General features: G+C 69.5%; 20 protein-coding genes. 7 read left to right on the forward strand and 13 right to left on the reverse strand.

Annotated features, from left to right (window positions below; genetic code table 11):
• Positions 1-102 precede the first annotated feature (102 nt).
• The 8 genes from ACSSVZ_RS10265 to ACSSVZ_RS10300 form a co-directional block, all read right to left on the reverse strand.
• Complete coding sequence (locus ACSSVZ_RS10265) at positions 103-1,524, reverse strand: M48 family metalloprotease (RefSeq protein WP_453969720.1); 1,422 nt, start codon at positions 1,522-1,524, stop codon at positions 103-105.
• A 74-nt stretch (positions 1,525-1,598) separates the two neighbouring features.
• Complete coding sequence (locus tag ACSSVZ_RS10270) at positions 1,599-2,405, reverse strand: thermonuclease family protein (RefSeq protein ID WP_453969722.1); 807 nt, start codon at positions 2,403-2,405, stop codon at positions 1,599-1,601.
• 115 nt (positions 2,406-2,520) lie between these two features.
• A complete protein-coding gene (locus ACSSVZ_RS10275; RefSeq protein ID WP_453969723.1) occupies positions 2,521-3,399 on the reverse strand; it encodes a 3-hydroxybutyryl-CoA dehydrogenase in 879 nt (292 codons plus the stop codon).
• Positions 3,400-3,532: 133 nt separating this feature from the next.
• Positions 3,533-4,474 carry an electron transfer flavoprotein subunit alpha/FixB family protein gene (locus ACSSVZ_RS10280; protein ID WP_453969724.1) on the reverse strand — a complete coding sequence of 314 codons (942 nt, stop codon included), beginning with the start codon at positions 4,472-4,474 and terminating at the stop codon, positions 3,533-3,535.
• A 134-nt stretch (positions 4,475-4,608) separates the two neighbouring features.
• Positions 4,609-5,358 carry an electron transfer flavoprotein subunit beta/FixA family protein gene (locus tag ACSSVZ_RS10285; RefSeq protein ID WP_453969726.1) on the reverse strand — a complete coding sequence of 250 codons (750 nt, stop codon included), beginning with the start codon at positions 5,356-5,358 and terminating at the stop codon, positions 4,609-4,611.
• 359 nt (positions 5,359-5,717) lie between these two features.
• Complete coding sequence (locus tag ACSSVZ_RS10290) at positions 5,718-6,287, reverse strand: cob(I)yrinic acid a,c-diamide adenosyltransferase (protein WP_453969728.1); 570 nt, start codon at positions 6,285-6,287, stop codon at positions 5,718-5,720.
• Between the two features lie 22 nt (positions 6,288-6,309).
• Positions 6,310-6,501, reverse strand: a complete 192-nt coding sequence (locus tag ACSSVZ_RS10295; RefSeq protein ID WP_453960428.1) for a twin transmembrane helix small protein — start codon at positions 6,499-6,501, stop codon at positions 6,310-6,312.
• Between the two features lie 170 nt (positions 6,502-6,671).
• Positions 6,672-7,901 carry a ubiquinone biosynthesis hydroxylase gene (locus ACSSVZ_RS10300; RefSeq protein WP_453969730.1) on the reverse strand — a complete coding sequence of 410 codons (1,230 nt, stop codon included), beginning with the start codon at positions 7,899-7,901 and terminating at the stop codon, positions 6,672-6,674.
• A gap of 155 nt (positions 7,902-8,056) precedes the next feature.
• Between ACSSVZ_RS10300 and tesB the strand changes: the two genes are divergently transcribed.
• The 3 genes from tesB (at position 8,057) to ACSSVZ_RS10315 (ending at position 10,905) form a co-directional block, all read left to right on the forward strand.
• Complete coding sequence (tesB, locus tag ACSSVZ_RS10305; protein ID WP_453969731.1) at positions 8,057-8,959, forward strand: acyl-CoA thioesterase II; 903 nt, start codon at positions 8,057-8,059, stop codon at positions 8,957-8,959.
• A 219-nt stretch (positions 8,960-9,178) separates the two neighbouring features.
• A complete protein-coding gene (locus ACSSVZ_RS10310) occupies positions 9,179-9,517 on the forward strand; it encodes a P-II family nitrogen regulator (RefSeq protein WP_453969733.1) in 339 nt (112 codons plus the stop codon).
• A 47-nt stretch (positions 9,518-9,564) separates the two neighbouring features.
• Positions 9,565-10,905, forward strand: coding sequence for an ammonium transporter (locus tag ACSSVZ_RS10315; protein WP_453969735.1), 1,341 nt, complete (start codon positions 9,565-9,567; stop codon positions 10,903-10,905).
• Between the two features lie 245 nt (positions 10,906-11,150).
• Here ACSSVZ_RS10315 and ACSSVZ_RS10320 read toward each other — a convergent pair whose 3' ends face one another.
• The 5 genes from ACSSVZ_RS10320 to hrcA all read right to left on the reverse strand — a co-directional run bounded on the left by ACSSVZ_RS10320 (position 11,151) and on the right by hrcA (position 18,696).
• On the reverse strand, positions 11,151-14,783 hold the full coding sequence (locus ACSSVZ_RS10320) for a hydantoinase B/oxoprolinase family protein (protein ID WP_453969737.1): 3,633 nt from the start codon (positions 14,781-14,783) through the stop codon (positions 11,151-11,153).
• A 253-nt stretch (positions 14,784-15,036) separates the two neighbouring features.
• Positions 15,037-15,516, reverse strand: coding sequence for a DUF992 domain-containing protein (locus ACSSVZ_RS10325; RefSeq protein WP_453969739.1), 480 nt, complete (start codon positions 15,514-15,516; stop codon positions 15,037-15,039).
• Positions 15,517-15,681: 165 nt separating this feature from the next.
• Entirely contained in the window at positions 15,682-16,884 is a 1,203-nt protein-coding gene (locus ACSSVZ_RS10330; protein ID WP_453969741.1) for a pyridoxal phosphate-dependent aminotransferase, read from the reverse strand.
• Positions 16,885-17,115: 231 nt separating this feature from the next.
• On the reverse strand, positions 17,116-17,424 hold the full coding sequence (locus ACSSVZ_RS10335) for a hypothetical protein (protein WP_453969743.1): 309 nt from the start codon (positions 17,422-17,424) through the stop codon (positions 17,116-17,118).
• Positions 17,425-17,613: 189 nt separating this feature from the next.
• Positions 17,614-18,696 carry a heat-inducible transcriptional repressor HrcA gene (gene hrcA, locus ACSSVZ_RS10340; RefSeq protein ID WP_453969744.1) on the reverse strand — a complete coding sequence of 361 codons (1,083 nt, stop codon included), beginning with the start codon at positions 18,694-18,696 and terminating at the stop codon, positions 17,614-17,616.
• 224 nt (positions 18,697-18,920) lie between these two features.
• Here hrcA and rph point away from each other — a divergent pair, with 224 nt between their 5' ends.
• From rph to ACSSVZ_RS10360, 4 genes are read left to right on the forward strand one after another with little or no spacing between them, the layout of a single operon-like run.
• Positions 18,921-19,637 carry a ribonuclease PH gene (rph, locus tag ACSSVZ_RS10345; protein ID WP_453969746.1) on the forward strand — a complete coding sequence of 239 codons (717 nt, stop codon included), beginning with the start codon at positions 18,921-18,923 and terminating at the stop codon, positions 19,635-19,637.
• A gap of 8 nt (positions 19,638-19,645) precedes the next feature.
• Positions 19,646-20,281, forward strand: coding sequence for an RdgB/HAM1 family non-canonical purine NTP pyrophosphatase (gene rdgB / locus ACSSVZ_RS10350; protein ID WP_453969980.1), 636 nt, complete (start codon positions 19,646-19,648; stop codon positions 20,279-20,281).
• A complete protein-coding gene (gene hemW, locus ACSSVZ_RS10355) occupies positions 20,266-21,540 on the forward strand; it encodes a radical SAM family heme chaperone HemW (RefSeq protein ID WP_453969748.1) in 1,275 nt (424 codons plus the stop codon). Before rdgB ends, hemW begins: the two co-directional genes overlap by 16 nt.
• Positions 21,537-24,359: a [protein-PII] uridylyltransferase gene (locus tag ACSSVZ_RS10360; protein ID WP_453969749.1), complete on the forward strand. Its 2,823-nt coding sequence runs from the start codon at positions 21,537-21,539 to the stop codon at positions 24,357-24,359. The genes hemW and ACSSVZ_RS10360 overlap by 4 nt, the downstream gene beginning before the upstream one ends.
• Positions 24,360-24,398 lie beyond the last annotated feature (39 nt).

The raw sequence follows: 24,398 nt of genomic DNA on the forward strand, positions 1-24,398 counted from the left end.
ATGCGGATGGTCCGGCAGAGGCCGGCTTCCGACAATCATAGGGCGGTGAGGCACTGCGGCGATCACAATGCAGTCAGGGCCCCCCGACGGCACCCGCACCGATCAGTCGGCGACGATCTTCACCTGCTGGCCAGGGGCGAGCGGTGCGCTCTCCGTGATGCCGTTCAGCACGCTGAACAGCGGCGCACGCTCCGTGCGCGTCACCCCCTGCATCTGCGCCGACAGGCTCTCCAGCGTGTCGGTCGGCTTCACCGTGACGATGCGGATGCGCAGCGGCTTCAGGTTGGCCCGCTCCGTTCGCGACAGCTGGGAGAAGCTCTTGAAGGTTTCCTCGAAGGCGCTGTCGAAGCGGCCCGACGGCCGCGACGTGGCGAAGATGAACCGGTAGACCCGCGTCCCGGCCGAGACCACGCCGACCCGGAACGACCAGCCCTCGGCGATCGCCGACGCGCTGGCGGCGCTCAGCCCGTTGACGGTCTCCTCGCGCACGCTCTCCTCGATCAGGCCCTTGACCCAGCCGGAGCGGAGATAGTCGGACAGCGACATGCCCTCCGGCAGCGCCACCCCGTCGAAGCGCAGCGCGGTGCGGTCGCCGTCGGTGGCCAGCACCGCTTCGGGCGTGTTCTTCAGCACGAAGCCGTCCGGCACGGTGAAGCCGATGCCGAGACCGGCGTGCAGATACTGCTGGCCGCGCACGTAGCCCTCGCGCGGGTCGTCGCCGTAGAGCATGCCGTCGAGGCTCTTCAGGTAGGCCTCGCGCTCCTGCTGGCCGATGCCCGGCGCCCCGAACTGCCGCGCCGAGCGCTTGGCCATCTCGATGCGCGACGGCGTCGAGGGATGCGACGACAGGAAATCGAGACCCTCGCGGCCGGAGGAGGCGCTCTGCAAAGCGGCGTAGCGGCTCATCGATTCCAGGAAGCGCGACGCCGCGAACGGATCGAAGCCGGCCGCCGCCAGCGTCCGCACGCCGACAGTGTCGGCCTCCAGCTCCTGGTCCTGGCTGAAGCGGGCGAGCGACAGCTGGGTCGTCTCGCGGGCCTGCTCGGCGGCCTCGGTGTTGCTCACCATGTTGGACACCACCCGGTTGGCCACGGCGATCGCCTGGGCCCGGCGCTGGCGCGCCACGGCGTGCTGGGCGGTCACGTGCGCCATCTCGTGCGAGATCACCGCGGCAACCTCGGAGCGGTCGTTGGCGAGCGCCAGCAGGCCGCGGGTGATGTAGAGGTGGCCGGTGGGCAGCGCGAAGGCGTTGATGGCCGGCGAGTTCAGGATGGTGATCCGGTAGGAGCGGCTCGGATCGTCGGAGGCAGCCACCAGCCGGCCGACCACCCGCGCCACCGAACGCTCGACGTTCGGGTCGGAATAGACGCCGCCATAGGCCTCGATCAGCCGTTCGTGCTCGCGGGTCTCGCTCGACGGCGGCGCCGGCGGTGCGCCCGCGGTGACGGCGGACACCGAGGAGCTCGAGGTGATGATGGGCTCGCCCGTCGGCGTCAGCACGCACGCCGACAGCCCGGCCGCCATCCAAAGCGCCAGGGCCGCCCGTCCGACCGGACCGGCGCGTGGTATCCCTCGTCCAGCTGCCATCGCCATGGGCGTCAGTTGCGTCCGTCCAGGCGCTCGATCTGTGCGGGCGTCCGCACACGCATCAACACGCCGTTCCACTCTTCCAGGCTGCCCCTGACCCGTATCCGACGACCGACCAGCCCACTCGGCTGGAGGTTGTCGTCTCCCCCTGACGCGACATCGCTTACGGGGATCATGACGGTGAAATCAAGGGCCCAGTCCGTTCCGAAGTTCAAATAGGTGTTCGACCGTGTCTTTCCCACCGACAGGACGCGGCCCTCGACCAGACCCACCGTGCCGACGTCATCCGCCAGTCTAGGATCGTCTGCTTGACGAATTCTCAACAGGCCGGACCAGATCCCGGCGCTGCGCGCCCGCGCCTCCGCCTCGCCGCGCAGCAACGCCTGCAGGCAAGGGTCGTCCGAAACTTGCGGCAACACGATGACATCGCCGCGACCGACGAGCTCCGACTGCAGCCAGCCGGCGCCGGAATCCGCGAACACATGGGCAACGACCCGCCCGTATCGGTCGCTCGGGGCGATCTCGGCGATCTCCACCGCGCGCCCCACCCAGCCGGCCGCGGCAGCGGCCGCCGCCGCCTCGGCGCCCGCCGGAGCATGGATGCCGGCGAGCTTCAGAAGCCGCCCGTCGGCAAGCCGCAGCGTCGCCGCATCCTCGACCGCCGCCACGGTTGCCGCCGACGTGGCGGCGAGCGGGCAGTCCCGCCCGCCGGATCCCGGATCGGCGGCCACCGCCCCGTGCGCTCCGCAGGCACCGCCGAGCACGGCGCCGGCGAGCGCGATGCGGCGAAGGCGGCGCGCCGCTCCCGGCGCGGCCATCCGGACCGGACGGCCGCTCGGTGATGCGGAATGACTTGAAGCGGACGGCGCCGCGCTCAGGTCCGTCGTGCGGACAGCGCGACCCCACCCCGACCGGGGGCGGATCGCTCCGGCGTCAGCGCGTGGGAACCGGCTTGTCGCCACGGTAGTCGTAGAAGCCGCGCCCGGCCTTGCGGCCCAGCCAGCCGGCCTCGACGTACTTCACTAGCAGCGGGCAGGGCCGGTACTTGGAATCGGCGAGGCCCTCGTAGAGCACCTGCATGATCGACAGGCAGGTGTCGAGGCCGATGAAGTCGGCGAGCTGCAGCGGCCCCATCGGGTGGTTGGCGCCGAGCCGCATGGAGGTGTCGATGGCCTCGACCGATCCGACGCCCTCGTAGAGCACGTAGATCGCCTCGTTGATCATCGGCAGCAGGATGCGGTTGACCATGAAGGCCGGGAAATCCTCGGCCACCGCCGCGGTCTTGCCGATCTTGGCGACGAAGCGCTTGGCCTCGTCGAAGGTCTCGTCCTCGGTGGCGATGCCGCGCACCAGCTCGACGAGCTCCATCAGCGGCACCGGGTTCATGAAGTGGATGCCGATGAAGCGCTCCGGCCGGTCGGTGGTCGCCGCCAGCCGGGTGATCGAGATCGACGAGGTGTTGGTCGCCAGCATCGCGTCGGGCCGCAGCAGCGGGCACACCTGGGCGAAGATCTTGCGCTTGACCTGCTCGTTCTCGGTGGCCGACTCGATGATCAGGTCGACGTCGCCGAGCGCGTCCAGGTGCTCGGCCGGTCCGATCCGGTCGATCGCCTGCTTGCGCTCGTCCTCGTCGATCCGGCCCGACGACACCTGACGCGCCATGTTGCCGGTGATCGACGCAAGGCCCGACTGGATGCGGTCCATGCTGACGTCGTTCAGGAGCACCTCGAAGCCGCCGAGCGCGCAGACGTGCGCGATCCCGCTGCCCATCTGGCCCGCCCCGATCACACCAACTTTTCTAATCTCGACCATTGTGTCCTCGATCGGTGCTCCGGGTCGTTTTCCCGTCCGAGGGCGCGACTTTGGGTCAATCCCACCGCCCGCACAAGACGCAGTCGACACCCCGGCGTACTTTACATGGCCGCTGTGGCCGATGCGGCGCAGGCTATTTCTTGTCGAGTTCCGCCTTGAGCTCGGGCAGCGCCTGGAACAGGTCGGCGACGAGCCCGTAGTCGGCGACCTGGAAGATCGGCGCGTCCTCGTCCTTGTTGATGGCCACGATCACGCGGGAGTCCTTCATGCCGGCAAGGTGCTGGATGGCCCCGGAAATGCCGCAGGCGATGTAGAGGTCCGGCGCCACCACCTTGCCGGTCTGACCGACCTGCAGGTCGTTCGGCGCGTAGCCCGCGTCGACGGCGGCGCGGCTGGCCCCGATGGCGGCACCCAGCTTCTCCGCCACCGGCGTGATGACTTCCTCGAACTTCTCCGCCGAGCCGAGCGCCCGGCCGCCGGAGATGATGATCTTCGCCGAGGTCAGCTCCGGCCGATCGGAATCCGACAGCCGCTCGCCGACGAAGGTCGACAGCCCCGGATCGGCCGGCACCGCCGCGTCCTCCACCGGCGCGGCCGCGCCGCCCGCGCCGGTCGCCTGGAACGACGCCGTGCGGATGGTCATCACCTTCTTGGCGTCCGACGAGGTCACCGTCTGGATGGCGTTGCCGGCATAGATCTGGCGCTTGAAGGTGTCCGGGCCCTCCACCGCCATCACCTCGGAGATCTGCATCACGTCGAGGAGCGCGGCCACCCGGGGCATGACGTTCTTGCCCGACGTCGTCGCCGGCGCGGCGAGCGCGGCGTAGCCATCGGCCAGCGACACGATCAGCGCGGCCAGCGGTTCCGCCAGCGGCGCGGCGAACCCTTCCGCCTCGGCGAGGAGAACCTTGGAGACGCCGTCGAGCGCGGCGGCCTCGTCGGCCACCGTCCGGCAGTCCTTGCCGGCCACCAGCACGTGCACGTCGCCGCCGAGCGCCGCGACCGCGGTCAATGCCTTGGCCGTCTGATCGCTCAGATGCGCGTTGTCGTGGGCTGCAACCAGAAGCGTCGTCATGTCCGTGCTCTTCTCTTCTTGCCTCGCCCGGCCTTGTCCGCCGGCGCTGTCGTCCCTGGACCGGTCACCCGGCGCAGATCATATCTGGAGCCCTTCCTTGTCGATCAGGTGTCACCACCCGATCGGGAAAGGCTCTAGATGACGCCCGCCTCGTTGCGCAGCTTCGACACCAGCTCGGCGACGTCCGCCACCATCACGCCGGCCTTGCGCGTCGCCGGTTCCTCGGTCTTCACCACCGTCAGCCGCGGCGTCGGGTCGACGCCGTAGTCGTCGACGGTCTTCTCGTCGATCGGCTTCTTCTTCGCCTTCATGATGTTCGGCAGCGAGGCGTAGCGCGGCTCGTTGAGGCGCAGGTCGGTGGTCACGATGGCCGGCATGGTCACCTTCACCGTCTGCAGGCCGCCGTCCACCTCGCGGGTGACCTCGGCGCTGTCGCCGGCGATCTCGATCTTCGAGGCAAACGTCGCCTGCGACCAGCCGAGCAGCGCCGCCAGCATCTGGCCGGTCTGGTTGGCGTCGTCGTCGATGGCCTGCTTGCCGAGGATGACCAGGCCCGGCGCTTCCGCCTCGACCACGCCCTTCAGGATCTTGGCCACCGCCAGCGGCTCCAGTGCCGTGTCGGTCTTCACCAGGATGCCCCGGTCGGCGCCCATGGCCAGCCCGGTGCGCAGCGTCTCCTGGGCCTGCTGCGGACCGATCGACACCACCACGATCTCGCTCGCCGTGCCGGCTTCCTTCATCCGGATCGCCTCTTCGACGGCGATCTCGTCGAACGGGTTCATCGACATCTTGACGTTCGCGAGGTCGACGCCGGATCCGTCCGGCTTCACCCGGACCTTCACGTTGTAGTCGACGACCCGCTTAACCGGCACCAGAACCTTCATGGACACACTCCCGTATTCTTCCGGCGCCGCCACGGCGGTGCACCGCACCAGATCATCGGCTGGAACAGGATGCGGAATAGGGGGCCCGGTTTTCCGCCCGCATCCTGCTACCGGCTATTTGTATCGTTCAGGATGACGGCAGGTGGTCTGGACCTGACATCATCGTGATCTAAAGCGACGTCCGGCCTCGAAAAACGGCCGCGCTGCCGGAAAGAGCGCGGACCGTACTTGTGGCCGAAAAGGGTGTCAACGCACCTGCCGCACTGCACGCGCCGCCGGATGGCCGGGCGCCTGCCCCCGCCGCTCCCATTTCGTCCGGCTCGCACCGATCCGGAGGCGGCGCGCGCCGTCTCCGCGTCTCAGCGCGTCGCCCCCGGCACCCAGAGAACGTCGCCTTCGCCGTTCGCGTTCGCCGCCCGGCTGGCCACGAAGAAGTAGTCGGACAGCCGGTTGATGTAGCGGATCGCCGCCTCCCCGACCGGCTCGCGGGCCGCCAGTTCGGTGGCCAGGCGCTCGGCGCGCCGCGACACCGTGCGGCAGTGGTGCAGGTGGGCGGCGAGCGGGGTCCCGCCCGGCAGCACGAAGGAGCGCAGCGGCGCGAGGTCGGCGTTCAGCGCGTCGATGTCGGCCTCCAGGCGCTCCACCTGGCTGTCGACGATCCGCAGCGCCTTGTCCTCGTAGGGGCCGCCCGGCGGCGTCGCCAGGTCGGCGCCGAGATCGAACAGCTCGTTCTGGATGCGCGCGAGCGCCGCGTCGATCGCCGGGGCGGCGGCGGCGTGAAGGCGCGCCAGCCCGACCGCGGCGTTGGTCTCGTCGACCGTGCCGTAGGCCGCGACCCTCAGGTCGGCCTTCGGGCGGCGCTCGCCGGTCGACAGGGCGGTGGTGCCGTCGTCGCCGGTGCGGGTGTAGATCTTGTTGAGAACGACCACGTCGGTGTCTCCCGATAGCGTGTCAGCCGCGCGCGAAGTAGAGCGTGGCCATGATGATGATGATCGCCAGGAATTGCAGGCCGACACGCCACCGCATCAGCCGCTGGGATCGGCTCGGGTTGCCGCCACGGATCATGTTCACGAAGCCGAGGACCAGGACGATCGCCACCGCGCCGACGGCGATCGGAACGAGGTTGTAGAGAATGACTTCCATTCGGTCGAACCTTTCGCACGGCCGGAAAGGCCTGCGCTGACGATACGCTGGAGCATCCCGGTCGGATCGACGATCTGAAGCCGAGGAAAGCGTCCAACGGATGGAATGCGGCGCCGGTTCCGGTCGGTCAAGTCACCTCGCCTGGTCGGAATGGGCGCCGGGATGGTCGTTCAGATGGCCTCTCCGCGCAGCAGGCGGGGTTCGTTGGGATCGAAGCCGGCGGCCTGGCGCATGAACGCCCGCTTGACGCCGGGCAGCCGGTCGACGAGGCCGAGGCCGACCGTCCGCACCAGGCGGACCGGCGCCAGGTCGTTGGAGAACAGGCGGTTCAGGAGGTCCGTGGTCGCCGCCATTTCCAGGGTGTCGAAGCGCCGCCAGCGCTCGTAGCGCTCCAGCACGTCGATGGCGCCGATGTCGAGGCCGATCCGCCGGGCATCGACCAGCACCTCGGCCAGCGCCGCCGCGTCGCGGAAGCCCATGTTGAGGCCCTGGCCGGCGATGGGGTGGATCGCATGGGCGGCGTCGCCGGCGAGCGCGAAGCGCGGCGCCACGAACGATCGGGCAATCTGCACCGACAGCGGATAGGCCGACCGCGATCCGGCGAGATGCACCTCGCCGAGCTCCGGCCCGAACCGCCGGGCCAGCTCGATCTCGAAGGAGAAGTCGTCGAGCCCGACCAGCCGCTCCGCCTCGAGGGTGCGCTCGGTCCAGACGATGGAGGAGCGGTTGCCCTTGAGTGGCAGGATGGCGAACGGCCCGGCCGGCAGGAAATGCTCCACCGCGCGGCCTTCGTGGGGCACCTCGTGGCGCACCGTGGTGACGATGCCGCTCTGGCCGTAGGTCTCGCCGACGGTGCCGATGCCGGCCAGTCCGCGCAGGCGCGAGCGGACGCCGTCGGAGGCGATCAGCAGTGCGGCGCGCAAATGGCGCCCCGATCCCAGCCGGATATCGACGCCGCCGTCGTCGGCATCGAAGATGCGGACAGTGTCGGTGATCTCGCGCGTCCCCGCCGCCAGCGCCGCCTTGGCGATCGCCGGGAACAGGGTGTCGTTGGGGATCATGTGCGCGTACGGCTCGCCCGGCTCCACGTCGCCGGAAAAGCTCAGGAAGACCGGCCGCACCGCGTCGCGCAGCCGGCTGTCGGTGATCACCATCTCGGTGATCGCCTCGGCGTCCGCGGCCACGTCGGGCCACACGCCGAGCCGGACCAGCATCCGGCGGGCGGCGGCGGCGATGGCGGAGGCACGGTCATCGCCCTTCACCGACGAGGCGGGCCGCGGATCGATCACCGCGACGGTCAGATGCAGATCCGCCTTCTTGAGGGCGAGCGCCAGCGTCAGGCCGACGGACCCCGCCCCCGCGATCGCGACGTCGACGACTTGCTCGGAATCCGGGCTCATGGAATCGGTCTCACATACTGGTGTCACGCCGCGCAAAGCACGGCTTTCGGCGGCGTCCGGCACCGGCCGCCGCCAACTTGACAGCCGATCGTGCTCAGGGGCAAGTGCGCGCATCCCGCCTGCGGCGATCGGGCCGCCCCGTCGAAGGATTTCCGATGAGCACCGCCGTCGCGGACCTCCTTGCCATTCTCGACCTCGAGCGCCTGGAACTCGACCTGTTTCGCGGTCGCAGCCCCCAGGTCGGCTGGCAGCGCGTCTTCGGCGGCCAGGTGATCGGCCAGTCGCTCGTCGCCGCCACGCGCACCGTCGACAGCCGGCCGGTGCATTCGCTGCACGGCTACTTCATGCGCCCGGGCGATCCGAACGTGCCGATCATCTACCAGGTCGACCGGATCCGTGACGGCCGCAGCTTCACCACCCGGCGGGTGGTGGCGATTCAGCACGGCAAGGCGATCTTCTCCATGTCCGCCTCGTTCCAGATCGAGGAGGAGGGGCCGGAGCACCAGTTCGAGCTGCCGGAGGGCATTCCGATGCCCGAGGACCTGCCCAGCGAGCAGGAGTTCAAGCAGGGGGTCATCGAGCGGGCGCCGGACAACGTCCGCCGCTACTGGGAGCGCGAGCGGCCGATCGAGCTGCGCCCCGTCGATCTCCGCCACTACGTGAGCCGCGAGAAGCTCCCGCCGAAACAGTACGTCTGGGTGCGCGCCACCGGCGAACTGCCCGACGACCCGGCGATCCACAAGTGCGTGCTCGCCTACGCCTCCGACATGACGCTGCTCGATACCGCGCTGTTTCCGCACGGTACGTCGGTGTTCGACAAGACCCTGCAAATCGCCAGTCTCGACCACGCGATGTGGTTCCATCGGCCGTTCCGCGCCGACGACTGGCTGCTCTATGCCCAGGACAGCCCGACCACAACCGGAGCACGCGGCTTCACCCGCGGCCTGGTCTACGACCGCGCCGGCGTGCTCGTCAGCTCGGTTGCCCAGGAAGGCCTCATTCGCCCGCGCCGCGACCACGACGGCGCTGGCGTGCCGGTCGTAATGCCTGCTTTTTAGGCAATCCGCCTCTTTCGCACGCAAATTCAGCGCCTTCGCACGAAAAACAACGGCGATTCCGCGTCTTTTCCGGGCGCGGAGCCCGCTTGGCACGGCAATTGATTCTATCGGGACGTGTCGCTCCCCACCGCCCGACGGCGGGTGTGCCGGCCTGGCCGCGCTGGTTGGCGCGACCCATTCGCCGCCTTGGACTGCAAAGAAGGGAAACGGGAACCACGCATGAAAATCGTGATGGCCATTATCAAGCCGTTCAAGCTCGACGAGGTGCGCGACGCCCTCACGGGGATCGGCATCCAGGGACTGACCGTCACCGAGGTCAAAGGCTACGGCCGCCAGAAGGGCCACACCGAGATCTACCGGGGGACGGAATACGCCGTGAGCTTCCTGCCGAAGCTCAAGATCGAAGTCGCCGTCGCGTCCGAGTCCGTTGATCGCGTCGTCGAGGCGATCGCCGCGGCCGCCAAGACGGGCCAGATCGGCGACGGAAAAATCTTCACCTACTCCATCGACCAGGTGGTGCGCATCCGTACCGGCGAAACCGACACGGAAGCGCTGTGATGGGCTACGCCGAGGATTCGAACAGGGGTCTGACAAAGAGAATGCCGATGAAAAAGCTCTCAACCCTCCTTACCGGGATCTCCGTCGTAGGCGCCGGCCTCGTGCTGGCCTCGCACGGAGCCTTCGCCCAGGAAGCCACTCCTGAGGCGGCCGAAGCCGCGGCGGCGCCTGGCGTGCCGTTCATCTTCAATACGCTGCTCTTCCTGGTCACCGGCTTCCTGGTCATGTTCATGGCCGCCGGCTTCGCCATGCTCGAGGCCGGCCTGGTCCGGACCAAGAACGTGTCGATGCAGTGCCTGAAGAACGTCGCCATCTACTCGACTGCCGGCATCATGTTCTGGCTGATCGGCTACAACGTCATGTACGACGGCGTGGACGGCGGCTACTTCGGCTCGTTCACCTGGACGGTCATTCCCGATCCGTCCGCCGACACCGGCGACTACGCGGCCGCGTCGGACTGGTTCTTCCAGATGGTGTTCTGCGCCACCACCGCCTCGATCGTCTCCGGCACCATCGCCGAGCGCACGAAGCTGTGGCCGTTCATGATCTTCGTCGTCTTCCTGACCGGCGTGTTCTATCCGATCACCGGTTCGTGGCAGTGGGGCGGCGGCTGGCTGTCGGAGATGGGCTTCTCGGACTTCGCCGGTTCGACCCTGGTGCACTCGGTCGGTGGCTGGGCCGCCCTCGCCGGCGCGCTGGTGATCGGCCCGCGTCTCGGCAAGTTCGGCTCGAACGGCGTCGTGCACGTGTTCCCCGGTTCGTCCATCCCGCTCGCCACGCTGGGCATGTTCATTCTCTGGCTCGGCTGGTTCGGCTTCAACGGCGGTTCGCAGCTCGCGCTGGGTTCGGCTGAAGATGCCTCCGCGGTCGCCCGGATCTTCGTGAACACCAACACGGCGGCCGCTGCCGGCGTGATCGTGGTGATGATCCTGACCCAGATCTTCTACCGGAAGGTCGACGTCACCATGGCGCTCAACGGTGCCCTGGCCGGCCTGGTCTCGATCACCGCCGAACCGCTGGCTCCGTCGCTCCTGATGGCGGCGATCATCGGCGGCATCGGCGGTGCCATCGTCGTCCTCGTCGTGCCGCTGCTCGACAAGGTCAAGATCGACGACGTGGTCGGCGCCATCCCGGTGCATCTGGTCTGCGGCATCTGGGGCACGCTCGCCGTGCCGCTGACCAACACGGATGCCAGCTTCGGGACGCAGATCATCGGTATCGTCGCGATCGGCGCCTTCACCTTCATCGTCAGCCTCGTTCTCTGGCTGATCCTGAAGGCGGTGATGGGTGTTCGTCCGACCGCCGAGGAAGAATCGCTCGGTCTGGACGCGGTCGAGGTCGGCGTCGAGGCCTATCCGGAGTTCGGCGCTGGCAGCCAGCGCATGTAGACTTCCTCCCAACGATCGCTCGAGGTCGTGACTGGCCCGGGGGCTCGCGCTCCCGGGCTTTTTTGTGCCTGCCACCGGGCCCGAATCCGGCCGTGAGCCCAGCCGTGCGCAGCCCTGTGCGCAGCGCGTCCGGAAAGGCGCAGCTTCTGCGCATTCGGGCCCGAAACGCGCCAGTGCGCGGCCCAAACTGCGCACTGGTGGCTGCGCACTCCGCGCGGTGCGCGCGTGCGCACGGCGCCGCCCGATCAGCTCTCCGGCGTGCCGTAGCCGCCGCCGGTGGGGGTCGTGACGATCACCGCCTCGCCGGCCCGGATGACCGTCTGGTCGGTGCCGCCGAGGGTCTCGACGGTCCCGTCGGCCCGCCGCACCTCGGTGCGGCCGAGCCTGCCCGGTTCGCCGCCGGCGAGGCCATGCGGCCGCACCGTCCGGTGGGACGCCAGGATGGCGCACTCCATCTCCTCCAGGAAGCGGAGGGTCCGCCCGGTGCCGCCGCCCGAGGTCCACCGGCCGCGCCCGCCGGAGCCCTCGCGGATGTGGAAGTCCTCCAGCAGCACCGGGAAGCGGAACTCCAGCACCTCCGGGTCGGTCAGCCGCGAGTTGGTCATGTGGACGTGCACCCCGTCGGTGCCGTCGAAGCCGGGGCCGGCCGGCGAGCCGGAGCAGATGGTCTCGTAGTACTGGTGGCGGTCGTTGCCGAAGGTGAGGTTGTTCATGGTGCCCTGGGAGGCGGCCATCGCCCCCAGCGCCCCGAACAGGCAGTTGGTGACCTGCTGGCTGGTCTCCACGTTGCCGGCGACCACCGCCGCCGGATAGCGCGGCGACAGCATGGTGCCGTCGGGGATGACGATGTTGATGGGCCTGAGGCAGCCGGCGTTCATCGGGATGTCGCCCTCCACCATCACCCGGAAGCAGTAGAGGACGGCGGCCCGGGTGACCGGCTCCGGCGCGTTGAAGTTGGTCCCCTGCTGCGCCGAGGTACCGGTGAAATCGACCGTCGCCTCGCGCGTCTCCCGGTCCACCGTGATGGCGACCTTGATCGTCGCGCCCTGGTCGGTGGCGACCTCGAAGCTGGAATCGCGGAGCGCGTCGATGACCCGGCGGACGCTTTCCGCGGCGTTGTCCTGGACGTGGCCCATGTAGGCCTCGACCACGTCGAGCCCGAACTGGCCGACCATCTTGCGGAGCTCCTGGACGCCGCGCTCGTTGGCCGCGATCTGCGCCTTCAGGTCGGCGACGTTCTGGGCCGGGTTGCGGCAGGGGAACGGGTGGTCGGTGAGGAGCGCCATCGCCTCCGTCTCGCGGAAGCGGCCCTCGGAGACCAGCAGGAAGTTGTCGATCAGGACGCCTTCCTCGTCGACGGTGGTGGCCCGCGGCGTCATCGAGCCGGGCGCCGTCCCGCCGACGTCGGCGTGGTGGCCGCGGCTGGCGACGTAGAACAGGATCTTCTCGCCCGCGTCGTCGAAGACCGGCGTCACCACGGTGATGTCGGGCAGGTGGGTGCCGCCGTTGTAGGGGGCGTTGAGCGCGAACACGTCGCCCGGCCGCATCGTGCCGGCGTTCTGGGCGACGATGCTTTCCACCGAGCGGTCCATCGAGCCGAGGTGCACCGGCATGTGCGGGGCGTTGGCGACCAGCGCGGCGTCCTGGTCGAACACCGCGCAGGAGAAATCGAGGCGCTCCTTGATGTTCACCGACGACGCGGTGTTCTGCAGCGTCACGCCCATCTGCTCGGCGATCGCCATGAACAGGTTGTTGAACACCTCCAGCATCACCGGATCGGCGTCGGTGCCGACGGCCGAACGGGACGGCAGCGCGACGACGCGCTTGAGGACCACGTGGTTCTTGGCGGTGATCTCGGCGGCCCAGCCGGGTTCGACGACGATGGTCTGGTGGTCCTCGACCAGCAGCGCCGGGCCAGTGATCCGCCCGCCGGGGCCGGTGGCGCCGCGGCGATGGACGCCGGCCTCGTGCCACTCGCCGCCGGAGAAGAAGCGGGTGGCGGCCTCCGGCTCGGGCGCGTGCTCGGTGACCGGCAGGTCGTCCTCGGCGAGGTCGGCGCCGCCCGCCAGCCCCTCGACCTCGATCGCCTCGACGACGACGGGCCGGTCCTCGAAGGTGAAGCCGAACTGCCGGCGGTGGACCGCGGCGAAGGCGGCTTCCATGTCGCCCGCCGCGCCGAACGGCACAGGCAGCGCGGTGTCGGTGCCGTCGTAGCGCAGGTGACAGCGCACATCGACGGCGACGTCGTCCGCGGCGATCGCCTGGCGCGCCAGCTCGCCGAGCACCTCGGCGGACAGCTCGGCCGCCAGCGCCTCCAGGTCTCCCGCCAGGGCCGCGACGAGCGGACGGGCAACCGAGCGCGTGCGGTTGGCGCGCACGTCGGCGAGCCCCATCCCGTAGGCCGACAGCACGCCGGAGTAGGGGTGCATCATCACCGTGGTCATGCCGAGCGCATCGGCGACCTTGCAGGCATGCTGGCCGCCGGCGCCGCCGAAGCAGACGAGCGTGTAGCCGGTGACGTCGTGGCCGCGCTGCACCGAGATCTTCTTGATGGCGTTGGCCATGTTCTCGACCGCGATGGTCAGGAAGCCGTCGGCGACCTGGGCGCCGTCGCGTCCGTCGCCGATCTCGGCGGCGACCTCGTCGAAGTGCCGGCGGACCACATCGACGTCGATCGGCTGGTCCTGGTCGGGCCCGAAGATCTTCGGAAACGCATCGGGCAGCAGCTTGCCGACCATGACGTTGGCGTCGGTCACCGCCAGCGGGCCGCCGCGGCGGTAGCAGGCGGGACCCGGATTGGCGCCGGCGGAATCCGGGCCGACCTTGAAGCGGGCGCCGTCGAAATGGAGGATCGAGCCGCCACCGGCGGCGACCGTGTTGATCTGCATCATCGGCGCGCGGATGCGCACACCGGCGACCTCGGTCTCCAGCGTGCGCTCCAGCTCGCCGGCGAAATGGGAGACGTCGGTGGACGTGCCGCCCATGTCGAAGCCGATGACCTTGTCGAAGCCGGCGATCTTCGCCGTTTCCACCGCGCCGACGACCCCGCCGGCCGGGCCCGACAGGATCGCATCCTTGCCCTGGAACAGGTTGGCGGCGGTGAGCCCGCCCGACGACATCATGAACATCAGGCCGATGCCGCGCGTCGCCGAGTCCGGGGAGGCCTCGTCGCCGGGCTCCGCGGTGAAGGCGGATGCGACGCGGTCGACGTAGCGGCGCAGGATCGGCGACAGGTAGGCATCGACCACCGTGGTGTCGCCGCGCGGCACCAGCTTCATCAGCGGCGACACCGCGTGGCTCGCCGACACCTGGGCGAAGCCGAGGGAGCGGGCGAGGTCGGCGACGCGCCGCTCATGGTCGGGGTAGGCGTAGGCGTGCATGAACGCGATCGCCACCGCATCGATGCCGTCGGCTTTCGCCTGTTCGAGGGTTGCGCGCACCGCGTCGAGATCCGGTTCGGCCTCGACCGTCCCGTCGGCCCGGACCCGCTCGTCGACCTCGGCGACCCGCTCGTAGAGCATGTCCGGCTTGACGATGGCCTTGGCGAAGATGTCCGGGCGGGCCTGGTGGCCGATCTTCAGCGCATCGCGGAAGCCGCGGGTGATCATCAGCAGCGTGCGATCGCCCTTGCGCTCCAGGAGCGCGTTGGTGGCGACCGTCGTCCCCATCTTGATCCCGTCGATCCGGTCGGACGGGATGGCGGCCTCGGGGGCGAGGCCCATCAGGTCGCGAATGCCGTGCAGCGCCGCGTCCTCGTAGGCCTCCGGATTTTCCGACAGCACCTTGCGGGTCTGGAAACCACCGTCCGGGGCGCGCGCGACGATGTCGGTGAACGTGCCGCCACGATCGACCCAGAAGCTCCACTTGCCCGCATCCATGAAGCGCGATCTCCTTTGCCGCCGGATCGACCATCGGTTGACTGCAGAGGTTCTTGTAGCCCCGGCCGGCGCGTCAATTCAAAGACGAAGTCGCCTGCGGCGGCATGGCGGGTCGGTTTCGCGCCTGCGCTGGGGCTCCGATCACGAAAAAGGGCGCCGGAGGAAATCCTCCGGCGCCCCGATCATCCGCCGCTCGGCCGGCGCACGGCGGCGCCGATCCGAGGCAGCCTGCCACGAGGCAGGCCGGACGGCCTTATTTGTTGGTGCCGACCAGCGTCAGGTCGGCGACGCCGGCTGCGATGTTGATGCCGGTCTGCGTCTGGACGCTCAGCGGGTTCAGCGTGACCGAGCGCTCGAAGCCGCCGATGAGCGCATTGGCGCCGACGCCGACGCCGGCCGTGGCTTCAGCGGTGGCGCCCACATACTTGCCCTCGAGCATGTTGGGATCGAACTTCTCGCCGGCGGCGAGCACGCCCCAGACGATCTGGCTCTGGTCGGTCTTGCCGATGTCGATGCCGTACTTGTTGATGGTGCCGGTATAGGTCTGGGTCACGTCGTTGGTCGCGGACTTGTAGACGCAGGTGAGATTCTTGGTGGAGCCGAAGACGAAGCCGGTGCCGCCGGCGACGTTGCACTCCAGAACGCCGACCTTGGCCCGCTCCTGGGCGGCCGCCGGAACGGCAGAGGCGGCGACGAGGGTGAGAGCGACGGCTGCTGCAGCGGTCTTGAACATTGGAATTCTCCTGTGTGCATCCGTGTGCGCGAGCGCCAATCGCCCCGCCCCCCGGATCAGCCTTTCCAAACCGGCCTGATCAGGCCGGTCCGAGCCGCGCCATGCGCGGCCCGGAGGCGTGCACCCGGGTCGAACCGAGCCGGGGAGAAATCCGGCGGAAGGGCCCTATCGGAGGCTGCCGCAGAACCGCTGGATCCGCTCGCATGCCTTCTCCAACGCTTCGGTGGACGTGGCGTAGGAGATGCGGAAATTGGGCCCGGTACCGAACGCACTGCCTTGGACAACGGCAACGCCTTCCTGCTCCAGAAGTTCCGTGACGAAGTCCTCGTCGGTGGCCAGCGCCTTGCCCGACGGGGAGGTGCGTCCGATCGTGCCGGCGCACGACGGAAACACGTAGAACGCGCCTTCCGGCGTCGGGCAGGAAATGCCGCTCGCCTGGTTGAGCATCGACACGACGAGGTCGCGCCGCTCCTTGAAGATGATGTTGTTCTCGGCGATGAAGCCCTGCGGGCCGGTGAGCGCCTCGACGGCCGCCCACTGGGAGATGGTGCAGGGGTTGGAGGTCGACTGGGACTGGATCTTGGCCATCGCCTTGATCAGCTGCTCCGGGCCGCCGGCATAGCCGATGCGCCAGCCGGTCATCGCATAGGCCTTCGACACGCCGTTCACCGTCAGCGTGCGGTCCATCAGTTCCGGGCACACCTGGGCGATCGTGGTGAACGCGAAGTCGTCGTAGACGAGATGCTCGTACATGTCGTCGGTCATCACCCAGACGTGCGGGTGCTTCGCCAGCACCGCGCCGATCTCGCCGAGCTCGGTGCGGGTGTAGGCCGCGCCCGACGGGTTCGACGGCGAGTTCAGGATCAGCCACTTGGTGCGCGGGGTGATCGCCGCTTCCAGCGCCGCGGCGGTCATCTTGTAGCCGGTGTCGCTGCTGGTCTCGACCGCGACCGGCTCGCCGCCGCCGAGCAGCACCATGTCGGGATAGCTCACCCAGTAGGGCGCCGGCACGATCACCTCGTCGCCCGGGTTCAGGGTGGCCACCAGCGCGTTGTAGAGGATCTGCTTGCCACCGGTGCCGACCGACACCTGGGAGGTCTTGTAGGTCAGCTCGTTCTCGCGCCTGAACTTCTCGACGATGGCTTCCTTGAGCTCCGGAATGCCGTCGACCGCGGTGTACTTGGTCTTGCCCGAACGGATGGCCGCGATGGCGGCTTCCTTGATGTTCTCCGGGGTGTCGAAGTCCGGCTCGCCGGCGCCGAGACCGATGACGTCCCGGCCGGCGCGCTTGAGCTCGGCGGCCTTGTTGGTCACCGCGATGGTCGCGGACGGCTTAACACGGCTCAGGGAGTCGGCGAGAAGGGCCATCTTGAATGCACCTCAGTTCAGGGGATTGGAAAGGGGTTGGCCCGGCGCCCGGAAACGGCGCACACCGGCCCGCACGCACGCGACTGCAACGGAACGGTCACCCGGCGATGGCGGCGGCCCGCCTCGCCATGCGGCGGCTTCGCACCCTTCACGGGCCGGATCGCCGCGCTCCGCGGGGGCTCCGGAGCGATGTCCTGCCGCGCGGGATGGTCCGCGCGTCCGGGAACCGCCCTAGAAGGGGAAGCCCGGGCCGACGGCGCCGTTCCACCCGTCGACCGGGCCCATCGGCTGGTCGTAGGTCAGGCCGTTGACGGGCATGTCGAGGTTCGGCGACTTCAGCTGGCCGCTGTTGATGTCCGGGCCGGTGGGCAGGCCGGAATTGGTCAGCATGTAGACGCCGGGAAGGTTCGGACCGTAGGGGCCGGGATAGGCGTATCCGCCCGGCGTCACGGTGATCTCCGCAGCGGGCTGCGCCAGAGCCGGGACGGCCGGCGCGGTGGCCAGCAGCACCACTGCGGTTGCGGCGAAGCTCCTCATCATACTGTCGATCTCCCTGCAGCCGGTTCCCGCAGACACCCCAGGCCCCGGAACGACGCTCAAACGCTTGAGCCGAACATATAAACCGCGAATCGCTCCGAGGCACCCACGCGAATCGGTCCGGCGACGACTTTTCGCGCCGGGTGTCTCATCCATGCCGCATTTTGCGGCATGGCGACAGCGCCGCCCGGCTCAGCGGACCAGCCGTCCCACCAGACGCGCCGTGTAGTCGACCATCGGGATGATCCGCCCGTAGTTGAGCCGAGTGGGCCCGATGACGCCGAGCACGCCGACCACCCGGTTGTCCTCGTCGCGGTAGGGGGAGACCACCAGCGACGACCCGGACATGGAGAACAGCTTGTTCTCCGAGCCGATGAAGATGCGCACGCCGTCGGCGTCGTCGGCGAGGTCGAGGAGCTGCAGCAGTTCCTTGTTGCTCTCCAGGTCGTCGAACAGGCGGCGGATGCGCTCCAGGTCCTCCTGGGCGGTCAGATCCTCCAGCAGGTTGGCGCGGCCATGGACGATCAGCGTGCCGTCGCCGTTGCTGCCGCTGCCGGCCCAGGTGGCGATGCCGGCATCCACCATCCGCTGGGTGAGGTCGTCGAGCTCGGCCTGCTGCTGGACCTTCAGGCTCTTCAGCGCGGTGATCGCCTCGGCCAGCGTCTTGCCGCGGATGTGGGCGTTCAGATAGTTGGTCGCCTCGGTGAGCGCCGACGACGGCAGGCCGGGCGGCAGGTCGACGATGCGGTTTTCCACCGAGCCGTTCTCGCCGACCAGCACGACCAGGGCCGAGGCGGCGTCGAGGCGCACGAATTCCACGTGCTTCATCCGGAGATCGGCCTTGGAGACGACGACGACGCCGGCCCCGCGCGACAGGCCGGACAGCATCTGGCTGGCCTCGTGGAGCAGCGCGTCGGGCCCCCGGTCGGAGCCGCCGGCGCGCACCTGGGCCTCGATGCCGGCGCGGTCCTGGTCGGACAGGTCGCCGATCTCCAGCAGCGCGTCGACGAAGAAGCGCAGGCCCTGCTCGGTGGGAAGGCGGCCGGCGCTGGTGTGCGGGGCGTAGATCAGTCCCAGCGATTCCAGGTCGGCCATGACGTTGCGCACCGACGCCGGCGACAGCACCGTGGCGAGGCGCCGGGAGATGTTGCGCGAGCCGATGGGTTCGCCGGTGTCCAGATAGGACTCGACGATCTGCTTGAAGATGTCCCGGGACCTCGCGTCGAGGTCGACCAGGTTCGAGTGTGGCGGTTCGATCCAGCGATCCGAAGCCACGGCGCGCACCTCCAGGTGATGGGCGGGACCGGTGCCGCGCGCCGGGCGAGACGCCTTTGCCGCCGGCCGGTCCCTCTTCTGCCTACGTACCCCCTATGTAGGCCTATGCTGGCCCCGGTGCACCATCCGTCAAGGCCGAACCGGCCGCCGCGCCTTTACGCTTCCCGGCAAAGCTGGTTACTAGACCCCGCACACCCGAGAGACCTCCAGGGGAGACTGCCCGCATGCGCCCATCCAACCGCGCGCCCGACGAACTGCGGCCCGTGTCGCTCGAGCGCGGCATCTCGCGGCATGCCGAGGGTTCGTGCTTCGTCAAGTTCGGCCACACCCATGTGCTGTGCACCGCCAGCCTGGAAGAGCGCGTGCCGCCCTGGCTGAGGGGCGGCGGCGAGGGCTGGGTGACGGCCGAGTACGGCATGCTGCCGCGCGCCACCAACACCCGCATGCAGCGCGAGGTGAAGGCCGGCAAGCCGTCGGGTCGGACCGAGGAGATCCAGCGGCTGATCGGCCGCTCGCTGCGCGCCGTCGTCGACCGCAAGGCGCTGGGCGAGCGCCAGATCTCCATCGACTGCGACGTCATCCAGGCCGACGGCGGCACCCGCACGGCGGCGATCACCGGCGCCTGGGTGGCGCTGTCGGACTGCCTCGCCTGGATGGCGGCGCGCAACATGCTGCGCGGCGGCCAGGTGCTGCGCGATCACGTGGCGGCGGTCTCCTGCGGCATCTACCGGGGCACGCCGGTGCTCGACCTGGACTATCCGGAGGATTCCGAGGCCGAGACCGACGCGAACTTCGTGATGACCGGCGCCAGGGGGATCATCGAGATCCAGGGCACCGCGGAGCGCACGCCGTTCTCGCGCGAGGAGTTCGGCAGCCTCGTCGACCTCGCCGAACTCGGCATCGGCCAGCTGGTCGAGCTGCAGAAGCTGGCGATCAGCTGACCATGCCGATCCGCCCGTTCAGCGAAGACGAACTCGTCGTCGCCAGCCACAACGCCGGCAAGGTGCGCGAGATCCGCGACCTTTTGGCGAGCTTCCCGATCACCGTCGTGGCGGCCGCCGACCTCGGGCTGCCGGAGCCGGAGGAGACCGGCACCAGCTTCGTGGAGAACGCCGTCCTGAAGGCGCGCGCCGCCGTGGCGGCGTCGGGCAAGCCGGCGCTCGCCGACGATTCCGGCCTGGCGGTGGATGCGCTGGGCGGCGAGCCCGGCATCTATTCGGCGCGCTGGGCGGGCCCCGACAAGGACTTCGCCCAGGCGATGCGCAACGTCGAGGAGAAGCTGCAGGCGTGCGGTGCGGTCGCGCCAGAGGAGCGCCGCGGCCAGTTCGTCGCCGTGCTGGCGCTCGCCTGGCCCGACGGCCACGTGGAGGTGTTCCCCGGCGAGGTGGCCGGAACGCTGGTCTGGCCGCCCCGGGGGGCGAAAGGCTTCGGCTACGACCCCATATTCCTCCCCGACGGCTTCGAGCGGACGTTCGGAGAGATGACGGCGGAGGAGAAGCACGGATGGCGACCCGGCGCGGCGACAGCGCTCTCCCACCGCGCGCGCGCCTTCAAGGCGCTGGCGGAAACGTGCCTGGCGCGCTGACCCCCGCGGATCCGGCGGCCGGCGGCGAGGGCAGCCTGGCGGTCTACGTCCACTGGCCGTTCTGCGCGGCCAAGTGCCCGTACTGCGACTTCAACAGCCACGTCCGCCACGGCGGCGTCGACCAGGCGTCCTATGCCGACGCGCTGGTGCGCGAGCTCGCCTTCGCGGCCGAGCGGGTGCCGGGGCGCACCGTCACCAGCGTGTTCTTCGGCGGCGGCACGCCGTCGCTGATGGATCCGGCGACGGTGGGGCGCGTCATCGACGCGGTCAGCCGCACCTGGCGCATCGCCAACGACTGCGAGATCACCCTGGAGGCCAATCCGTCGAGCGTCGAGGCGGACCGCTTCGCCGGCTACCGGCTGGCCGGCGTCGACCGCGTCTCGCTGGGCATCCAGTCGCTGGAAGACGACCAGCTGCGCTTCCTCGGGCGGCTGCACGACGTCGCCGCGGCGCGCCGGGCGATCGGCATCGCGCGCGCGACCTTCGCCCGGGTGTCCTGCGACCTCATCTACGCCCGACCTGGCCAGACGGTGGCGGCGTGGGCCCGCGAACTGGGCGAGATGCTGGCCTTCGCCCCCGATCACCTGTCGCTCTACCAGCTCACCATCGAGGAGGAGACGCCCTTCCACCGGCTGCACCGGGCCGGCAAGTTCGCCATCCCCGACGACGACCTGGGCGCCGACCTGTTCGAGGCGACCCGGGCGATCACCGCCGACGCCGGGCTGCCCGCCTACGAGGTGTCGAACCACGCCGCGCCCGGCGCGGAGTGCCGGCACAACCTCACCTACTGGCGCGGCGGCGACTATGTGGGCATCGGCCCCGGCGCGCACGGCCGGCTGACGGTGGCGGGCGTGCGACATGCGACGGTGGCGGCCAAGCTGCCGGAGAGCTGGCGCGCGGCGGTGGCGGCCGACGGCCACGGCTACGTGGAGGACGCGCCGCTGACCCACGAGGAAAGCGCCGAGGAGTTCCTGGTGATGGGGCTGCGCCTCACCGAGGGCATCGACCTCGACCGGCTGCGGGCGCGGACCGGCCGGGTCATCGACCGGCCGCCGCTGGCGCCGCTGGAGGAGGAAGGGCTGCTGCGCTGGGGCGACCGCCGGCTGATCGCCACCGAGCGCGGGATGCTGGTTCTCAACGCGCTGATCGGCGAGGTCGCGGCGCACACCCATCTCGCGGCTGACGCCCCGATCGGCTATGGTCGCGCAACGGAGCAACAGCGGCCGCCGCAAGGGCCCGCACTGGAGCGAACCTGGTGACGCTTGCCGATACCCCGGGCATCAAGCGGGTGCCCCACGGACCGCAAGCGGTTCTCGACGGCGCGGCGCTGACGGACCGTCTCGTCGAGCGGCTGCGCGAGGACCGCGGAAACTGGGACCTCGCCCGCGGCGATCTCCTGGCCATCCTCAAGGAAGAACGCGAGGCGGCGCTGAGGGAGATCGAGCGGCTGCTCGGCGAGGACGGCGGCGGCATCCTCTGCGCGCGGCGCATCGCCCGGCTGCACGACGACCTGATCATCGCGATCGCCCAGGTGGTGACCTCCTACGCCTACCCGGCCGACAATCCGTCGTCGGCGGAGAAGGTGGCGATCATCGCCGTCGGCGGCTACGGCCGCGGCACGCTGGCGCCCGGCTCCGACATCGATCTGCTGTTCCTGTTTCCCTACAAGCAGACCGCCTGGGTGGAGAGCGTCATCGAGGCGATCCTCTACATGCTGTGGGACCTGGGCCTGACCGTCGGCCACGCGACGCGGTCCATCGAAGACTGCATCCGCATGAGCCGCTCGGACATGACGGTGCGCACGGCCATGCTGGAGGCACGGCCGCTGTGGGGGGACGAGGACCTCGCCGCGGAGCTGATCCGGCGCTTCGACGAATCCGTCGTGCGCGGAACGGCGGCCGAGTTCATTGCCGCCAAGCTGGCCGAGCGCGACGAGCGCCACCGCCGGCAGGGGCGCTCGCGCTACCTGGTCGAGCCGAACGTCAAGGAAGGCAAGGGCGGCCTGCGCGATCTCAACACGCTGTTCTGGATCGCCAAGTACTTCTTCCGGGTCCGCACCGGCGAGGAGCTGGTGCGCCTGGGCGTGTTCTCGCGCGGCGACTACCGGCTGTTCCGCAAGTGCGAGGACTTTCTCTGGGCGGTGCGCTGCCACCTGCACTTCCTGACCGGACGGCCGGAGGAACGGCTGTCGTTCGACGTGCAGCGCGAGATCGCGCTCCGGCTGGCCTACACCTCCCACCCGGGGCTGCGCGACGTCGAGCGCTTCATGAAGCACTACTTCCTGGTGGCCAAGGACGTCGGCGACCTGACCCGCATCTTCTGTTCCGCGCTGGAGGAGGAGCAGGTCAAGCAGACGCCCGGCCTCAACCGCTTCCTGCGCACCATGCGGCGAAGCAAGAAGCGGACGATCCGCGGCTTCGAGGACTTCCTGATCGATCACGACCGCATCAGCATCGCCGACACCGAGGTGTTCCAGCGCGATCCGGTCAACCTGATCCGGATCTTCCTTGCCGCCGACAAGCACGGGCTGGCCTTTCACCCCGACGCGATGACGCTGATCCGCCGCTCGCTCAAGCTGATCGACGCGACGCTGCGCGAAAACGCCGAGGCGAACCGGCTGTTCGTCGAGATCCTGACGTCGAAGAACGATCCGGAGACGGTGCTGCGCGCCATGAACGAGGCGGGCGTGCTCGGCCGCTTCGTGACCGAGTTCGGCCGGGTCGTCGCGATGATGCAGTTCAACATGTATCATCACTACACCGTCGACGAGCACCTGATCCGCAGCATCGGCATCCTGGCCGACATCGAGCGCGGCTCGCTGGAAGGCCGGCATCCGCTGGCCACGTCGCTGTTCGCCTCCATCCAGAGCCGGCGGCTGCTCTATGCGGCGATGTTCCTGCACGACATCGCCAAGGGCCGGCCGGAGGATCACTCGATCCTGGGCGCCAAGATCGCCCGCAAGCTCGGTCCCCGCTTCGGATTTTCCGCCTCGGAGACCGAGACCATCGCCTGGCTGGTCGAATACCACCTGGTGATGAGCGTGACCGCCCAGTCGCGCGACCTGGGCGACGCCAAGACGATCGGCGACTTCGCCGACGTGGTGCAGAGCCCCGAGCGGCTGAAGCTGCTGGAGATCCTGACCGAGGCGGACATCGCCGCCGTCGGGCCGGGCGTCTGGAACGGCTGGAAGGCGCAGCTGCTGCGCGTGCTCTACGACGAGACCGAACCGCGGCTGGCCGGCGGCCACTCGCGCCTGTCGCGCGCCCAGCGCGTGGCGGCGGCCCAGGAGCAGCTGCGCCAGGCCCTTTCGGACTGGCCGGAGGCCGAGCTCACCACCTACGCCGACCGGCACTACGACCCGTACTGGCTGCGCGTCGACCTGCCGGAGAAGATCGCCCATGCCCGGTTCATCCGCGAAGCGAGCCTGTCGGGAAAGCAGTTCGCGACCGACGTGCAGGTGGAGGGAAGCGGCGGCGTCACCCGGCTGACCGTGCTGGCGCCGGACCATCCGCGGCTGCTGTCGGTGATCTTCGGCTCGTGCTCGGTCGCCGGCGCCAACATCGTCGACGCCCAGATCTTCACGACCACCGACGGCTTCGCGCTCGACACCATCGCGATCACCCGCGAATTCGACACCATCGAGGACGAGACCCGCCGCGCCGAGCGGATCCTCGATCTGATCGAGCGGTCGCTGAGCGGCCGCGAGAAGCTGCCCGACCGCGTCGAGCAGCGCATCCGCAAGAAGTCGGGGCCGAAGCCGTTCCGGCTGTCGACCGAGGTGCTGCTGCACAACAGCTGGTCGGAGCGGCACACGGTGCTGGAGATCTCCGGTCTCGACCGGCCGGGGCTGCTCTACGACCTCACCCGGGCGATCTCCGACCTCAACCTGAATATCGCCTCGGCGCACGTCGCGACGTTCGGCGAGCGGGTGGTCGACGTGTTCTACGTGACCGACCTGATCGGCCACAAGGTGGTGAACGCGCCGCGCGAAGGCCGCATCAAGCGCCGGCTGACCGCCGCCTTCGACAACGGCACCACCCGGGCCGGTTCGAAGTCCCGCGACCAGTCCGCCGCGTGATATAGGGACGATTCGCGCAACACGCTGCGGCGTCGCCAG

It is taken from the genome of Amorphus sp. MBR-141 (assembly GCF_053628695.1).

What these genes read in the sequence shown, in the direction of transcription:
- ACSSVZ_RS10265 (WP_453969720.1), bottom strand. Translation starts at nt 1,524, where the DNA reads ATGGCGGCCGGGCTGTCGGCGTGCGTGCTGACGCCGACGGGCGAGCCC.
- ACSSVZ_RS10270 (WP_453969722.1), bottom strand. Translation starts at nt 2,405, where the DNA reads ATGGCCGCGCCGGGAGCGGCGCGCCGCCTTCGCCGCATCGCGCTCGCC.
- ACSSVZ_RS10275 (WP_453969723.1), bottom strand. Translation starts at nt 3,399, where the DNA reads ATGGTCGAGATTAGAAAAGTTGGTGTGATCGGGGCGGGCCAGATGGGC.
- ACSSVZ_RS10280 (WP_453969724.1), bottom strand. Translation starts at nt 4,474, where the DNA reads ATGACGACGCTTCTGGTTGCAGCCCACGACAACGCGCATCTGAGCGAT.
- ACSSVZ_RS10285 (WP_453969726.1), bottom strand. Translation starts at nt 5,358, where the DNA reads ATGAAGGTTCTGGTGCCGGTTAAGCGGGTCGTCGACTACAACGTGAAG.
- ACSSVZ_RS10295 (WP_453960428.1), bottom strand. Translation starts at nt 6,501, where the DNA reads ATGGAAGTCATTCTCTACAACCTCGTTCCGATCGCCGTCGGCGCGGTG.
- ACSSVZ_RS10300 (WP_453969730.1), bottom strand. Translation starts at nt 7,901, where the DNA reads ATGAGCCCGGATTCCGAGCAAGTCGTCGACGTCGCGATCGCGGGGGCG.
- tesB (WP_453969731.1), top strand. Translation starts at nt 8,057, where the DNA reads ATGAGCACCGCCGTCGCGGACCTCCTTGCCATTCTCGACCTCGAGCGC.
- ACSSVZ_RS10310 (WP_453969733.1), top strand. Translation starts at nt 9,179, where the DNA reads ATGAAAATCGTGATGGCCATTATCAAGCCGTTCAAGCTCGACGAGGTG.
- ACSSVZ_RS10315 (WP_453969735.1), top strand. Translation starts at nt 9,565, where the DNA reads ATGAAAAAGCTCTCAACCCTCCTTACCGGGATCTCCGTCGTAGGCGCC.
- ACSSVZ_RS10320 (WP_453969737.1), bottom strand. Translation starts at nt 14,783, where the DNA reads ATGGATGCGGGCAAGTGGAGCTTCTGGGTCGATCGTGGCGGCACGTTC.
- ACSSVZ_RS10325 (WP_453969739.1), bottom strand. Translation starts at nt 15,516, where the DNA reads ATGTTCAAGACCGCTGCAGCAGCCGTCGCTCTCACCCTCGTCGCCGCC.
- ACSSVZ_RS10330 (WP_453969741.1), bottom strand. Translation starts at nt 16,884, where the DNA reads ATGGCCCTTCTCGCCGACTCCCTGAGCCGTGTTAAGCCGTCCGCGACC.
- ACSSVZ_RS10335 (WP_453969743.1), bottom strand. Translation starts at nt 17,424, where the DNA reads ATGATGAGGAGCTTCGCCGCAACCGCAGTGGTGCTGCTGGCCACCGCG.
- rph (WP_453969746.1), top strand. Translation starts at nt 18,921, where the DNA reads ATGCGCCCATCCAACCGCGCGCCCGACGAACTGCGGCCCGTGTCGCTC.